The 15,333-nt window shown below is 60.2% G+C and carries 13 protein-coding genes; 11 read left to right on the forward strand and 2 right to left on the reverse strand.

Annotated elements, in window-relative coordinates; genetic code table 11:
• Positions 1-11 precede the first annotated feature (11 nt).
• A complete protein-coding gene (locus IB252_RS06925; protein ID WP_192408559.1) occupies positions 12-320 on the forward strand; it encodes a hypothetical protein in 309 nt (102 codons plus the stop codon).
• Positions 321-507: 187 nt separating this feature from the next.
• Complete coding sequence (locus IB252_RS06930) at positions 508-1,446, forward strand: hypothetical protein (protein WP_192407740.1); 939 nt, start codon at positions 508-510, stop codon at positions 1,444-1,446.
• 309 nt (positions 1,447-1,755) lie between these two features.
• On the opposite strand, the gene IB252_RS06935 is transcribed toward IB252_RS06930, so the two are convergent.
• On the reverse strand, positions 1,756-2,367 hold the full coding sequence (locus tag IB252_RS06935) for a glutathione S-transferase N-terminal domain-containing protein (RefSeq protein WP_192407742.1): 612 nt from the start codon (positions 2,365-2,367) through the stop codon (positions 1,756-1,758).
• 76 nt (positions 2,368-2,443) lie between these two features.
• Positions 2,444-3,364, reverse strand: a complete 921-nt coding sequence (locus IB252_RS06940; protein ID WP_192407743.1) for a MurR/RpiR family transcriptional regulator — start codon at positions 3,362-3,364, stop codon at positions 2,444-2,446.
• A gap of 311 nt (positions 3,365-3,675) precedes the next feature.
• On the opposite strand from IB252_RS06940, the gene IB252_RS06945 reads away from it, so the two are divergent.
• From IB252_RS06945 to IB252_RS06985, 9 genes are all read left to right on the forward strand, one after another.
• Positions 3,676-5,613 carry a bifunctional 5-dehydro-2-deoxygluconokinase/5-dehydro-2-deoxyphosphogluconate aldolase gene (locus IB252_RS06945; RefSeq protein WP_192407744.1) on the forward strand — a complete coding sequence of 646 codons (1,938 nt, stop codon included), beginning with the start codon at positions 3,676-3,678 and terminating at the stop codon, positions 5,611-5,613.
• 161 nt (positions 5,614-5,774) lie between these two features.
• The gene (gene iolE / locus IB252_RS06950) at positions 5,775-6,668 is read left to right on the forward strand and encodes a myo-inosose-2 dehydratase (protein WP_192407745.1); all 894 of its coding nucleotides are present in this window, start codon (positions 5,775-5,777) and stop codon (positions 6,666-6,668) included.
• Complete coding sequence (gene iolB, locus IB252_RS06955; protein WP_192407746.1) at positions 6,665-7,474, forward strand: 5-deoxy-glucuronate isomerase; 810 nt, start codon at positions 6,665-6,667, stop codon at positions 7,472-7,474. Before iolE ends, iolB begins: the two co-directional genes overlap by 4 nt.
• A 43-nt stretch (positions 7,475-7,517) precedes the next feature.
• Complete coding sequence (locus IB252_RS06960) at positions 7,518-9,020, forward strand: CoA-acylating methylmalonate-semialdehyde dehydrogenase (protein WP_192407747.1); 1,503 nt, start codon at positions 7,518-7,520, stop codon at positions 9,018-9,020.
• A 25-nt stretch (positions 9,021-9,045) separates the two neighbouring features.
• Positions 9,046-9,867: a TIM barrel protein gene (locus IB252_RS06965; RefSeq protein WP_192407748.1), complete on the forward strand. Its 822-nt coding sequence runs from the start codon at positions 9,046-9,048 to the stop codon at positions 9,865-9,867.
• A gap of 147 nt (positions 9,868-10,014) precedes the next feature.
• Positions 10,015-11,946, forward strand: coding sequence for a 3D-(3,5/4)-trihydroxycyclohexane-1,2-dione acylhydrolase (decyclizing) (gene iolD / locus IB252_RS06970; RefSeq protein ID WP_192407750.1), 1,932 nt, complete (start codon positions 10,015-10,017; stop codon positions 11,944-11,946).
• Positions 11,947-11,985: 39 nt separating this feature from the next.
• Positions 11,986-12,996 (forward strand): Gfo/Idh/MocA family protein, encoded by a 1,011-nt coding sequence (locus IB252_RS06975; RefSeq protein WP_192407752.1) that lies wholly within the window; start codon positions 11,986-11,988, stop codon positions 12,994-12,996.
• Between the two features lie 132 nt (positions 12,997-13,128).
• Entirely contained in the window at positions 13,129-14,181 is a 1,053-nt protein-coding gene (locus IB252_RS06980; protein WP_192407754.1) for a Gfo/Idh/MocA family protein, read from the forward strand.
• Positions 14,182-14,337: 156 nt separating this feature from the next.
• On the forward strand, positions 14,338-15,264 hold the full coding sequence (locus IB252_RS06985; protein ID WP_192407756.1) for a sugar ABC transporter substrate-binding protein: 927 nt from the start codon (positions 14,338-14,340) through the stop codon (positions 15,262-15,264).
• The last annotated feature ends 69 nt before the right edge of the window (positions 15,265-15,333 follow it).

The following is a 15,333-nucleotide window of genomic DNA, read 5'->3' on the forward strand; positions in this document are numbered from 1 at the left end:
GTCGTGGCTGGATGCCGATTGTCCTGTTGCTGCTCTGCGTTACTAGCGGATCCACCTGGGCGGGCAATACACCGTGCTCGGGAAAAAAGGGCGGTATCGATCGCTGCGATGGCGATCTGTTCCTGTGTAACGATGGCTCCATCAGTGGCTCGAAGAAAAGTTGCTCGGCGATGTATGGCGGCACCAGCCAGGCTCGCCCGCAAACGCTGTTGCAGAGCGCCGATGGTTGCACATGTGGCAGCGGTACATTCTGCACGGGACCTAGGGGCGGGGTGTATTGCCTCACGCCCAGCGGTAATAAGAGTTACAAGCGCAAGTAGTTCGTATGCAATGCATAAAACCCGCCGTTACTGACAGTTCCTTGCAAATTGCAAGGCCATTGGAAGTTCAAACTTTATAACTTATTGAAAAACCGCGATTTATTTAAGGTTGGCGACTGGCACGGTGACTGCACTTCCTCCGTTGAAGAGTTGTATCACCATCTTTCCTGCCTGGAGCGATATAACAATGAATAGATCCTCTGATGGTTTCTATCCTGCCCTCGAAGAAACGAGCACGCTCTCTGGCGTGTCCTGGGGCGCGATCTTCGCGGGAGCCGCTGCGGCGGCAGCGTTGTCGCTGATTCTCGTGCTGCTCGGCTTTGGCCTGGGTTTTTCGGCGGTGTCGCCGTGGGCCAATGAACGGGTCAGCGCCAAGGGCCTGGGTATTTCAACGATTGTCTGGTTGGCGGCTACGCAAATCGTGGCTTCCGGACTGGGCGGTTACATCGCCGGTCGTTTGCGGGTGAAGTGGGCGTACATGCACGGTGATGAAGTTTACTTCCGTGACACTGCCCACGGCTTTCTGGCCTGGTGCGTGGCAACGCTGGTGACGGCGACGCTGGTGGTCGGCTCGGTCAGCAGCATCGTCAGCGGTGGCGTGCAGGCCGGGGCGAGCGTGGTTGGCGGCGCTGCGAGTGCCGCGACTCAAGCCGCCGGCACGGCTGTCGGCAACACTGACAGTGACCCGTACGGTTATTTCGTCGACAGCCTGTTCCGCGATGATCGTCCGGCGGCGGTCAGTGATGACGCCGTTCGCGGCACCGTGACGCGCATCTTCGTGCGCAATCTGAGCAACGACGGTCAACTGGCTGCCGAAGACCGCATCTACCTGGCGCAACTGGTCGCCCAGCGAACCAACCTCACTCAAGCGGACGCGGAACGTCGCGTTGATGAAGTGTATGCCCGCACGCAAAAAGCCGTGGCCGACGCCAAACTCACCGCCCAACAAGCCGCCGACACCGCTGCCAAAGTCGCTGCCTGGACTTCGCTGTGGATGTTCATTGCGCTGCTGATCGGTGCGTTTTGCGCCAGCCTCGCTGCAACCTTTGGCGGCCGTCGTCGGGATGCCGTGGTGTATCTGGAATCCGACGCTTACGTGACCACCACTTCACTGCCTGTTCGCTAACCCAGGAGAACTACCATGCGCTCACTACTGCTGTTCTTTCTCGGCGTACCGATCCCGCTCATCATCCTGATCGCCCTGTTCATGCACTGATTTACGCTGGGGCACAGGCCTGTGCCGCTTCTGCCTTGGGTGGAAGCGGCGTTTTGTGCAATCGGGACTGACCTTTACTTTGATGTCGACTGTCACTCCGCTATCGCGAGCAGGCTCGCTCCCACAGTGGATCTTCAGCGAACCCAAAGTGAGCGACACAGATCAAATGTGGGAGTGAGCCTGCTCGCGATGAGGGCATATCAGACACAACAAATCCATCTACTCAATCGGCGTACTGACAAAATCCTCAAGCCCTTCGGCATATGCCGTAAACGCACTGATCTGTGGAAACCGATTCTCATCCACCTGATCCGGCACCACCAGACGGGTGAAACTCCATGCCACCGCCAACGTAATCCCGTCTTGAGCAATCGTCCCGTCAGTCTTCAGCGGCTGCATTTCCAGCTCCCGCTCCAGCGCCGAATAGGCTGCCGCCAATTGCCCTTCGACCCGCTCCACCCACGGCTCAAACTGAATCTCCGCTGGCCGCAGGTTGCGTTCGTAGTAGAGCTGTACGGACTTTTCGCACGCCGCCAACGCCAGGCCGATCAGGCGCAACGAGCGCAAGCGCTGCTTCAGGTCCCTGGGCATCAGGCTGTTGCTAGGGCCGGCCAAGGCTTCGAGGTAGTCGAGGATCAGCGTCGAGTCGATCAACACCTCGCCGTCGTCGAGCACCAGGGTGGGTGCCTTGACCACCGGGTTGATCTGCTGGAATTGCTCGAAATGCCGAAACACCGAAACCGACTGGTGTTCCAGTGGGATGCCAAGGCGTTTGGCAGAGATGGCGACGCGCCGCACGTACGGTGAATCCAGCATGCCGATCAGCTTCATTGAACCGCTCCTTCAGATGTCCATTTCGGGATGGACAACCTTAGTTTAGCTTCAGCGAGCTGCAAACGGCGTGGCGCTAATCCTCGAAGCCGACCTGTTCGTGAATCTCATCGACCTTCAATTCCAGCCGATAGGCCACGGCGATAAACAGCGCCTGGCACAGGCACAGCGTTGCACTCAACGAACGGAAGGCAAACGAACTGCCTTCGTTGACCAGCAGCACGGTGTTGGCGCGCTTGGCCAGGGGCGAGAGGTTGCTGTCGGTGATGATCAGGGTTTTGGCCTGATGGTGCTGGGCAATGCGCAGGCAGTGCTGGGTTTCCTTGCCGTAGGGCGTGAAGCTGATGGCGATCACCAGGTCATTGGTGCGCACGCTGCGCATCTGCTCGCGGTAGCTGCCGCCGAGCCCCGAAACCAGATGGATACGCTTGTTGGTGTGTTGCAGGTTGTAGACCAGGTAGTCGGCCACCGCGAATGAACGGCGCACCCCGACCACGTAGATGTTGTCGGCATTCACCACCAGGTCGACGGCCTTGTCGAAAGCCTGATCATCGAGTTCCAGCCCCAGGCGTTCGATGCCCGACAAAGTCGCATCGATGCACTCGCGCGCCAGGTCGCCGCCGCTGGCCTTCTGCGACTTGTTGGCGATCATGCTGCGAATGCGCTGCTGGTAGTTCTGCACCGGCGTGGTCTTGTGGGTATAGGCCTCGCGGAACAGCGCCTGCATTTCGCTAAAGCCACTGAAGCCGAAACGCTGGGAAAAACGCACGATCGCCGACGGGTGCACTTCGCACTCGCGGGCGATGTCGCTGATGCGGTCGACCATGATCCGGTCGCTCTGCTGGCTCATGTAACTGGCGATGCGTTTGAGCTGGCGCGGCAGGCTTTCGTATTCGTTGGTGATCAGCTGCAGCAGACGCTCGGCGTTGATCGGGGGGCTGACGAGATCGCTGTCGGGCGTGCTCTCGGTCGTCGCCGGCTGATCGGTGCGGGTCATAAGGAATCCTTCTGGCTTGTTCTTATAGGGACGACAGAGAGCGTCATCCCCTGACAATAGGTTGGCTGTGCGCAGTCTACAGGGTAGGCCGGAATAAAATCTTGAGCGTGCGGTCAGTACGACGTGTGCTGAAACGATGCACTGCCTCTGGAACGCCTGTAGCAAAGTTTATTGGAAAAAATATTCCACGTAAAAAATATTTAGAATAATTATTGATTGTTCGGTCCCAGACGTTTTAGTCTGCATCCACCAAGAGTGTTCGGCGCGGCCATCGCCCCGAACACAGGCTGATAAAAATAACAGGAGCCAGCATGGGCCAGACTCGTTTTGCCAGTGGGCGTCAATTGGATCTGATTTGCCTGGGGCGCCTAGGCGTCGACCTCTATGCGCAGCAAGTCGGCGCGCGGCTGGAGGATGTGAACAGCTTCGCCAAATACCTCGGCGGATCGTCTGCCAACATCGCTTTTGGCACCGCTCGGCTGGGCCTTAAATCGGCGATGCTGAGCCGGGTAGGGGACGACCACATGGGCCGCTTCCTCGTTGAATCCCTGACCCGCGAAGGTTGCGATGTCCGCGGCATCAAGGTCGATCCGGAGCGCCTGACCGCCATGGTTCTGCTGGGCCTTAAGGATCGCGAAACCTTTCCCTTGGTCTTCTACCGCGAAAACTGCGCCGACATGGCGCTGCGGGCCGAAGACATCAGCGAAGCCTTTATCGCTTCCAGCAAAGCCTTGCTGATCACCGGCACCCATTTCTCCACCGACGGCGTCTACAAGGCGAGCATTCAGGCGCTGGATTACGCCGAGAAGCACAACGTCAAACGGGTGCTGGACATCGACTATCGCCCGGTACTCTGGGGCCTGGCCGGCAAGGCCGACGGCGAAACCCGTTTCGTCGCCGACCAGAACGTCAGCCAGCATGTGCAGAAAATCCTTCCGCGTTTCGACCTGATCGTCGGCACGGAAGAAGAGTTTTTGATTGCCGGCGGCTCCGAGGATTTGCTCACCGCGCTGCGTAATGTGCGGCGCCTGAGCGCGGCGACCCTGGTGGTCAAACTCGGCCCGCAGGGCTGCACGGTGATTCACGGAGTGATCCCGGAACGTCTGGAGGACGGCGCCATTTATCCCGGCGTTCGGGTGGAAGTGTTGAATGTGCTGGGGGCTGGCGATGCCTTCATGTCGGGCTTCCTCGCCGGTTGGCTGGAAGACGCGAGCGACGAGCGCTGCTGCCAGTTGGCCAATGCCTGTGGTGGTCTGGTGGTGTCGCGCCATGCCTGCGCGCCGGCCATGCCGACCCGCGCCGAACTCGACTATCTGTTTAACAGTCCGGTGCCGATTACCCGGCCGGATCAGGACGCGGTGTTGCAGCGTCTGCATCAGGTCAGCGTGCCGCGCAAACAGTGGAAGCAACTGTTCATTTTTGCTTTCGACCATCGCGGGCAACTGGTGGAACTGGCGCACAAGGGCGGTCGCGACCTGAGCGCCATCGGCGAACTCAAGCAACTGTTTATCAAGGCTGTGGAGCGGGTCGAAGCCGATTTGCGCGAGCAGGGCATCGAGGCCGATGTCGGGCTGCTGGCTGATCAACGCTTCGGCCAGGACTCGCTGAACGCCGCCACCGGCCGTGGCTGGTGGGTGGCGCGTCCGGTGGAAGTGCAGGGTTCGCGGCCATTGGCCTTCGAGCATGGGCGCTCCATCGGCAGCAACCTGATCGCCTGGCCGCAGGAACAAATCATCAAGTGCCTGGTGCAATTCCACCCCGACGATGAACCGCTGCTGCGACTGGAGCAGGAAGCGCAGATCAAGGGTTTGTACCAGGCCTCCCAGGTCAGCGGTCATGAACTGCTACTGGAAATCATCCCGCCCAAGGATCATCCGTCGACCCATCCGGACGTGCTGTATCGCGCGCTCAAACGCCTCTACAACCTGGGCATTTACCCGGCGTGGTGGAAGATCGAAGCGCAGAGCGCCGAGGAGTGGAAACAACTCGACGAATTGATTCAGGAACGTGATCCGTACTGCCGAGGCGTGGTGTTGCTGGGGCTGAATGCACCGGCAGCGGCATTGGCCGAAGGGTTTCAACAGGCCAGCCAGAGCCAGACGTGCCGCGGGTTTGCAGTCGGCCGGACGATTTTCCAGGAGCCGAGCCGCGCGTGGATGGCCGGTGAAATCGACGATGAAACGTTGATCCGCCAGGTGCAGGGCACGTTCGTTGAACTGATCGATGCCTGGCGCACAGCCCGCGCCTGACGCAACACCGCAAAACCAATGTGGGAGCGAGCCTGCTCGCGATAGCGGACTGACAGTCAATATTAAAGTCGCCTGACACACCGCTATCGCGAGCAGGCTCGCTCCCACAAGGGTCCAGCGTCGTTCTTACTGATTTGTGTAAAACAATAAAAGGTGCAGCCATGCCCGCTATTCGAATTGGCATCAACCCGATCTCCTGGAGCAACGACGACCTGCCGTCCCTCGGTGGCGAGACGCCGCTGAGCACCGCCCTGAGCGAAGGCAAGGAAATCGGCTACGAAGGTTTTGAACTCAACGGCAAATTCCCCAAGGACGCCAAGGGTGTCGGCGATGTACTGCGCCCTTACGACCTGGCGCTGGTGTCCGGCTGGTATTCCAGCCGTCTGGCCCGTCGCTCGGTGGCCGAAGAAATCGACGCCATCGGCAGCCATGTCGAGCTGTTGGCCAAAAACGGCGCCAAGGTGCTGGTGTATGGCGAAGTCGCCGACTCCATTCAAGGTCAGCGCATTCCTCTGGTTGAACGCCCGCGTTTCCACACCGAACACGCCTGGCAGGAATACGCCGACAAGCTCACCGAACTGGCGCGCTTCACCTTGTCCCAAGGCGTGCGCCTGGCCTACCACCATCACATGGGCGCCTACGTCGAATCCCCGGCAGACATCGACAAACTGATGGCGCTGACTGGCAGCGAAGTCGGTCTGCTGTTCGATTCGGGCCATTGCTACATGGGTGGCGGCGAACCGTTGCAGGTGCTGCGCAAACACATCGAACGCATCTGTCACGTGCATTTCAAGGACGTGCGCAAACCGGTGGTGCAACTGGCCCGCAACAACTTGTGGAGCTTCCCGGACTGCATCATCAACGGCACCTTCACCGTGCCCGGCGATGGCGACATCGATTTCGGTGCCTTGCTCGACGTGCTGCTGGCGGCCGGATACCACGGCTGGCTGGTGGTCGAAGCGGAACAGGACCCGGCGGTGGCGCCCAGTTATGTCTACGCCAAAAAAGGCTACGACACCTTGCGTGCGCTGCTCGACGAGAGGATTGCATTATGAGCCTGCTGGTCAAAAGCAACGCCCGTGGCCGGACCATGGTCGAGCTGGGCAAAGGTGAGCTGGAATACGTCGGCTTCGCCGCTTATCGCTTGAGCCTGGGTGAGACCTTGCCGGTGTCGGCCGGTGATAAAGAGCTGTGCCTGGTGCTGCTCAGCGGCCGGGTCAGCATCAAGGGTGAAGCGCCGGGGCAGGGTGCGTTCGACTGGGACAACATCGGTGATCGTCAGTCGGTGTTCGAAGACAAATCACCCTTCGCCGCGTACTTGCCTCCCGGCAGTCAGGCGCAAGTGGTCGCGCTCAGCGATGTGCAAATCGCCGTGTGCGCCGCGCCCGGTTCGACCACCAACAGCCTCGGCCCACGGCTGATCAAACCCGACAGCATGAAGCGCAGCGTGCGCGGCAAAGGCGCCAACACCCGTTACGTCTGCGACATTCTGCCGGACACCGAGCCGGCCCATTCGCTGTTGGTGGTGGAAGTGCGCACGCCGTCGGGTCACTCGTCGAGCTACCCGCCGCACAAGCACGACACCGACGACCTACCGCACCAGAGTTTTCTCGAAGAAACCTATTACCACCAGATCAACCCGCCTCAGGGCTTCGTGTTCCAGCGGGTGTACACCGATGACCGCAGCATCGATCAGGCCATGGCCGTGGAAAACAGCGATCTCGTGGTTGTGCCCAAAGGCTATCACCCGGTCAGCGTGCCGTACGGCTACGAGTCGTACTACCTGAACGTGATGGCCGGACCCAAGCGCGTCTGGCAGTTCCATAACGATCCGCAGCACAGCTGGCTGCTTGATCTCTGAACTAAAAGCCTGAATTCCAACCTCTGCACGGAGAACACGATCAATGAGCAACGCCCCGATCATCGGCCATTACATCCACGGTCAAGTGCAAGACAGCAGCAGCGAACGGTTCAGCAACGTCTTCAACCCGGCCACCGGCAGCGTCCAGGCACGCGTCGGGCTGGCCAGCCAGAAGACCGTCGATGAGGCCGTCACCTCGGCCCTGAAAGCCTTTCCGGCCTGGTCCGAACAATCGTCCCTGCGCCGTTCGCGGGTGATGTTCAAGTTCAAGGAATTGCTCGACCAACATCACGATGAACTGGCCGAAATCATCAGCCGCGAACACGGCAAGGTGTTTTCGGACGCCAAGGGCGAAGTCACCCGGGGCATCGAAATCGTCGAGTACGCCTGCGGTGCGCCGAACCTGCTGAAAACCGATTTCAGCGACAACATCGGTGGCGGCATCGATAACTGGAACTTGCGTCAGCCGCTGGGCGTGTGCGCTGGCGTGACGCCGTTCAACTTTCCGGTGATGGTGCCACTGTGGATGATCCCGCTGGCGCTGATCACCGGTAACTGCTTCATCCTCAAGCCGTCCGAGCGCGACCCGTCCGCCAGTGTGCTGATGGCCCGTCTGTTGAGCGAAGCCGGGTTGCCGGACGGTGTGTTCAACGTGGTTCAGGGTGACAAGACCGCCGTCGACGCGTTGCTGCAACACCCGGACATCGAGGCGATTTCCTTTGTCGGCTCGACGCCGATTGCCGAGTACATCCACCAGCAAGCCACCTCCCGCGGCAAGCGCGTGCAGGCGCTGGGCGGGGCGAAAAATCACATGATCGTCATGCCTGACGCTGATCTGGATCAAGCGGCGGATGCCTTGATCGGCGCGGCTTACGGTTCGGCCGGCGAGCGCTGCATGGCGATTTCGATTGCCGTGGCGGTGGGCGATGTCGGCGACCAACTGATTGCCAAACTGCTGCCGCGTATCGATCAGCTCAAGGTCGGCAACGGTCTGAAGGGCGACAGCGACATGGGGCCACTGGTGACCGCCGAGCACAAGGCCAAAGTCGAAGGTTTCATCGACGAAGGCGTAGCCCAGGGGGCGCAGCTGATTGTCGATGGCCGCAATTTCAAGGTGCCGGGCGCCGAGAACGGCTTCTTCGTCGGCGCGACACTGTTCGATAACGTCACGACCGAGATGAGCATCTACCAGCAGGAAATTTTCGGTCCGGTGCTGGGCATCGTTCGGGTGCCGGATTTCGCCAGCGCCGTGGCGTTGATCAACGCCCACGAGTTCGGCAACGGCGTGTCCTGTTTCACCCGCGACGGCGGCATCGCCCGGGCCTTCGCCCGCACGATCAAGGTCGGCATGGTCGGCATCAACGTGCCGATTCCGGTGCCCATGGCCTGGCACTCATTCGGCGGCTGGAAACGCTCGCTGTTCGGCGATCACCACGCTTACGGCGAAGAAGGCATCCGCTTCTACAGCCGCTACAAAAGCGTGATGCAACGCTGGCCTGACAGCATTGCCAAGGGCCCTGAATTCAGCATGCCGACGGCCAACTAATTCACCTGTGCGGAGAACAACAATAATGAGCAAACCCCTGCGTTTCGCCCTGAACCGTATGGTCGCCCCACGTTTGTCCCTGCCCGCGTTCATCGAGTTGGCGGTGACCCTCAAGGCCGACGCCATCGAAATTCGCAACGACCTTAAAGGCGTCGAGATTGAAGACGGCACCGCCCCCGAGCGCGTCCGTGAGTTGTGTGCCGCCAAAGGCATTACCGTGCTGTCGATCAACGCGCTGTATCCGTTTGATGTGTGGAATGACGAGCGCCGCGCACAGGCCTTGAAGCTGGCCGCTTATGCCCGTGATTGCGGCGCTCAAGGGTTGGTCATGTGCCCGCTCAACGAGCGTGCCGACCCGCGTAACGAGGCCGCACGTGCTTCGGGTCTGCGCACGGCGTTGACTGAACTGGCGCCGATCCTGCGCGAACACGGCATTCTCGGTTTCATCGAACCGCTGGGTTTCGAAGAGTGCTCGCTGCGCCGCAAGCGCACGGCGGTGGACGCAATCAAGGCCATCGGCGGGCTGGATGTGTTCCGTCTGGTTCACGACACCTTTCACCATCACCTGGCCAGCGAGCATGAATTCTTTCCCGAACTGACTGGGTTGGTGCACATCTCCGGTGTCGAAGATGCCGAAGCACCGTTGGCGAGCATTCGCGACGGCCATCGGGTGCTGGTGGGCGAGGGCGACATCCTCGGCAACGCGACGCAAATCGACACCTTGCTCAGCAGCGGTTACAGCGGCTACCTGTCGTTCGAACCGTTTGCCGACAGCGTCCATGGCCTGGCGGATATCCAGCAGGCGATCGGCGCGAGCATGGATCACCTGCAAAAATCCCTGGCCTGACACTGTTATCAGGTTGATGGAGATCCAATGTGGGAGCGAGCCTGCTCGCGATTGCAGTGTGTCAGGCAACATCAATGTTGAATGTGCCGCCACCATCGCGAGCAGGCTCGCTCCCACAGGGTTTCTTCGTGTATTGAAGGATCGGATATGACCACTACAAGACTGACCATGGCCCAGGCCCTGGTGAAATTCCTCGATAACCAGTACATCGAGGTCGATGGGGTTCAAAGCAAATTCGTCGCCGGGGTCTTTACCATTTTCGGCCACGGCAACGTGTTGGGCCTGGGCCAGGCCCTGGAACAGGACAGCGGCGACCTGATCGTCCATCAGGGTCGCAACGAGCAAGGCATGGCCCACGCGGCCATCGGTTTCGCCAAGCAACACCTGCGGCGCAAGATCTACGCCTGCTCTTCATCCGTAGGCCCAGGCGCGGCGAACATGCTGACCGCCGCCGCGACGGCGACCGCCAACCGCATTCCCTTGCTGCTGTTGCCCGGCGATGTCTATGCCTGTCGCCAGCCGGACCCGGTGCTGCAACAGATCGAGCAGTTCCACGACCTGAGTATCAGCACCAACGACGCGTTCAAGGCCGTGAGCAAATACTGGGACCGCATCAACCGTCCCGAGCAACTCATGACGGCGGCGATCCACGCCATGCGCGTGCTCACCGACCCTGCCGAAACCGGCGCGGTGACCCTGGCCTTGCCGCAAGATGTGCAAGCCGAGGCCTACGACTACCCCGATTATTTCCTGCAAAAACGCGTGCACCGCATCGAACGTCGTCCGGCGACTGAAGCGATGCTGGGTGATGCGCTGGCACTGTTCAAAGGCAAGCGCAAGCCGCTGATCATTTGCGGTGGCGGTGTCAGATACTCTGGCGCCAATGCCGCCTTGCAGGCGTTTGCCGAGCGCTTCGATATTCCCTTCGCCGAAACCCAGGCCGGCAAGAGTGCGGTGGTGTCCAGTCACCCGCTGAACGTTGGCGGGATTGGCGAAACCGGTTGCCTGGCGGCGAATCTGTTGGCCCGGGATGCGGATCTGATCATCGGTGTCGGCACCCGCTACAGCGATTTCACCACCGCGTCGAAATCCCTGTTCCAGCATCCGGAGGTGCAATTTCTCAACCTCAATATCAGCCCGTGCGATGCCCTGAAGCTCGACGGCGTGCAACTGCTGGCGGATGCCAAAGTCGGCTTGCAAGCCTTGGCTGAAGCCTTGGGCGATTACCGTTCTGCGTGGGGCGATCAACCGCGTCAGGCGAAGGCGCAACTGGACGAGGAAGTCGACCGTCTCTATCAGGTCGAATACCAGAGCAAAGACTTCATCCCGGAAATCAACGACCACATGGACCCGGCGGTGCTGCGCGAATTCATCGAACTGACCGGTTCCTGCCTGACCCAGAGCCGCGTGCTCGGTGTGCTCAACGAAACCCTCGCCGATGACGCCGTGATCGTCGCCGCCGCCGGCAGCCTGCCCGGCGACTTGCAGCGCAGCTGGCGCAGCAAGGGGGTGAATACCTATCACGTCGAGTACGGCTATTCCTGCATGGGTTACGAGGTCAACGCCGCACTGGGCGTGAAACTCGCCGAGCCGGATCGCGAGGTCTATGCGCTGGTCGGCGACGGCTCTTACATGATGCTGCACTCGGAGCTGGCGACCTCGATTCAGGAGCGACGCAAGATCAACGTGGTGTTGCTGGACAACATGACCTTCGGTTGCATCAACAACCTGCAGATGGGCAACGGCATGGACAGCTTCGGCACCGAATTCCGGTTCCGCAACCCTGAAACCGGCAAGCTCGACGGTGGTTTCGTGCCGGTGGATTTCGCCATGAGCGCGGCGGCCTATGGCTGCAAGACCTACAAAGTGAACACGGTTGAAGAACTGCAAGCCGCATTGGCCGATGCGCGCTTGCAGACGGTGTCGACGCTGATCGACATCAAGGTTCTGCCCAAAACCATGATTCACGGCTACCTGTCGTGGTGGCGGGTCGGCGTGGCGCAAGTCTCCACCAGCGCCCGCACCGATGCGGTGGCCAAGACCCTGAATGAACGACTGGCCAAGGCCCGTCAGTATTGATTGCCCTGAACGAACAACAACAAATCTAGGAGTCATTAAATGTCTTTAAAGATCGGCGTCATCGGCACCGGGGCCATCGGCCAGGACCACATTCGTCGTTGCAGCCAGACCTTGCTCAATAGCCAGGTCGTTGCGGTGACCGACATCAACTTGCAGCAAGCGGCGAAGGTCGTTTCCGACTTGAAGCTGACCGCCGAGGTTTATCCCGACGGCCACGCGCTGATCAAGGCGCCGGAAGTCGAAGCGATCCTCGTCACCTCCTGGGGCCCGAGCCACGAAGCGTTCGTGCTGGCGGCGATTGCGGCGGGTAAGCCGGTGTTCTGCGAGAAGCCGCTGGCGGTCACCGCTGAAGGCTGTCGCAAAATCGTCGAAGCCGAAGTGGCCTATGGCAAACGCTTGGTGCAAGTCGGGTTCATGCGTCCATATGACGAAGGCTATCGGGCACTCAAAGCCGTGATTGACAGCGGTCAGATTGGTGAGCCATTGATGTTGCACTGCGCGCACCGCAACCCGACCGTGGGCGAGAACTACAAGACCGACATGGCGATTACCGACACGCTGATCCATGAACTGGATGTGCTGCGCTGGTTGCTCGACGACGATTACGTGTCGGTGCAAGTGGTGTTCCCACGCAAAAGCAGCAAGGCCCTCGCGCATTTGAAAGACCCGCAGATCGTGCTGCTGGAAACCGCCAAGGGCACGCGCATCGATGTGGAAGTGTTCGTTAATTGCCAATACGGCTACGACATCCAGTGCGAAGTGGTGGGGGAGACCGGCATCGCCAAACTGCCGGAGCCGTCGCAGGTTCAGTTGCGCAGCGGGGCGAAGTTGTCCAACGCGATTTTGATGGACTGGAAGGATCGGTTTATTGCCGCGTACGACGTTGAGTTGCAGGCGTTCATCGATGGTGTGCGGGCCGGGCAGGTCGGTGGCCCGTCAGCGTGGGATGGCTTCGCCGCTGCCGTCGCAGCAGACGCGTGCATCGAAGCACAGAGCAGCGGGGCCATCGTCAAAGTTGCCCTCCCTGACCGCCCACACTTCTACGGCTAACCCCCGGTAATGATCGTTCCCACGCTCTGCGTGGGAATGCAGCCCGGGACGCTCGGCGTCCCAAAAGCGGACGCAGAGCGTCCATTGATGTATTCCCACGCAGAGCGTGGGAACGATCATCAGGAGAACAATATGCGTATCGGACTTGTCGGTTACGGCCATGGCGGCCGGTTTTTCCATGCTCCGCTGATCAGCAGTTTGCCGGCGGCGACGTTCGTGGGTGTGGTCACCCGTTCACCGGAACGTCGACAGTTGCTGGCGGCCGAGCACCCAGGGGTGCTGGCGTTCGACAGCATCGGCCAACTGGTGGAGGCCGGGATCGATGTGCTGGTGGTGTCCACCCCGCTCAAGGGGCGTCCGGCACTGGTGCTCGATGGCATCGAACACGGTGTGGCGGTGGTCAGCGACAAACCATTCGCCGCTGACGCGCAGCAAGCCCAGACCCTGATCACCATGGCCGAGCGCCAGGGTGTGCAGCTCAGCGTCTACCAGAACCGTCGCTGGGATTCGGACTTCCTGACCGTGCGCAAACTCATCGAATCCGGTGCATTGGGCCAGGTCACCCGTTTCGAATCGCGGATCGAGCGTTACTCACCGCAGGCGGTGAACAACGGCAGTGGCGGCGGCTTCCTGCGCGATCTGGGCAGCCATCTGGTGGATCAGGCGTTGCTGTTGTTCGGCCCGGTGACACGGGTCTACGCCGAACTGGATTATCTGGAAAAAGGCCAGGCCTTCGATAACGGCTTCTTTATGTCCCTGACCCATGCCAGTGGCGTGACCTCACACCTGGGCGGCAGCTGCCTGCAAAACACCCCCGGCCCGCGCTTTCGGGTGACCGGCAGCCAAGGCTGTTACAGCGTCGATGGCCTGGACGGGCAAGAAGCATCGGCGCTCGCCGGGCTCTCGCCGAAATCCGAAGGTGAACGCTGGGGCGTTGAAGAGCATCGCCGCTGGGGCTGGTTCGAACAGGGCGAAGTGCGCGAGCGGGTGCCCTCCGAGCGCGGTTGCTGGAATCAGTTCTATTTACAGCTACAAACCGCGTTGCAGAGCGGTGGCCCACTGCCTGTGGAGGCCCGTGATGCACTGGCGACCACCCGCGTTCTAGACGCTGCGCGACTGAGCGCCGAGCGGCATCAAGTGGTGGAATTGAGCCCGTTCAAGAGCCATGGAATAAAATCAGAATAAAATTCTAAAATGAGTTGATATAGAAATTATATTCTAATAGAGTCATTTCCAGCGACCTGCCTCGCAACCTGTTTCAACCCTTTTCCCGCTTGCCTGCTTACTGAAATCGTCACGCCTCATCCATAAAACCAACAAGAATGTGGAGAAAGACTTTTCATGAAGACCAAGATCCGCTTCGCCTCGCTTGCCTTGTCCCTGATGTTCGCCAGTGGCGCGGCGCTCGCCGATATGAAGATCGGCGTCAGCATGTCCCAATTCGATGACACCTGGCTGACCTACCTGCGCGAATCCATGGACAAGAAAGCCAAGTCCTATCCCGAGGGCGTGCAGCTGCAATTCGAAGACGCCCGCAGCGACGTGGTCAAGCAGTTGAGCCAGGTCGAAAGCTTCATCAGCCAGAAGGTCGATGCCATCGTGGTCAACCCGGTGGATACCGCCGCCACCAAGAAAATCACTGAAGCCGCCGTCAAGGCCGGCATCCCGCTGGTCTACGTCAACCGCCGCCCCGATGACTTGAAGCTGCCCAAAGGCGTGGTCACTGTCGCCTCCAACGATCTGGAGGCCGGTGAAATGCAGATGCAATACCTGGCCGACAAGATGGGCGGCAAGGGTGACATCGTGATTCTGCTGGGCGACCTCGCGAACAACTCCACCACCAACCGCACCAAGGGCGTCAAAGATGTTCTGGCCAAATACCCGAACATCAAGATCGAGCAAGAGCAGACCGGCACCTGGCTGCGGGACAAGGGCATGACCCTGGTCAACGACTGGCTGACCCAAGGCCGCAAGTTTGACGCGGTGATCGCCAACAACGACGAAATGGCCATTGGTGCTGCAATGGCCCTGCAACAGGCCGGCGTCGAGAAAGGCAGTGTGCTGATCGCCGGTGTCGACGGAACGCCGGACGGTCTGAACGCGATCAAGAAAGGCAACATGGCCGTCTCGGTGTTCCAGGACGCCAAGGGGCAGGCGGACGGTTCGATCGACACCGCCGTGAAAATGGCCAAAAACGAGCCGGTTGAACAGGCCGTGTGGGTGCCATACCGCTTGATCACCCCGCAAAACGTCGACACGTTCAAATAGCCCGTCCGTTCAATAACAACAATAAACACGCAAGGTTGCGACCGCGACCTTGCTGATGGAGTACCTGAT

Source organism: Pseudomonas sp. PDM10, from assembly GCF_014852295.1.
Lineage (GTDB): Bacteria > Pseudomonadota > Gammaproteobacteria > Pseudomonadales > Pseudomonadaceae > Aquipseudomonas.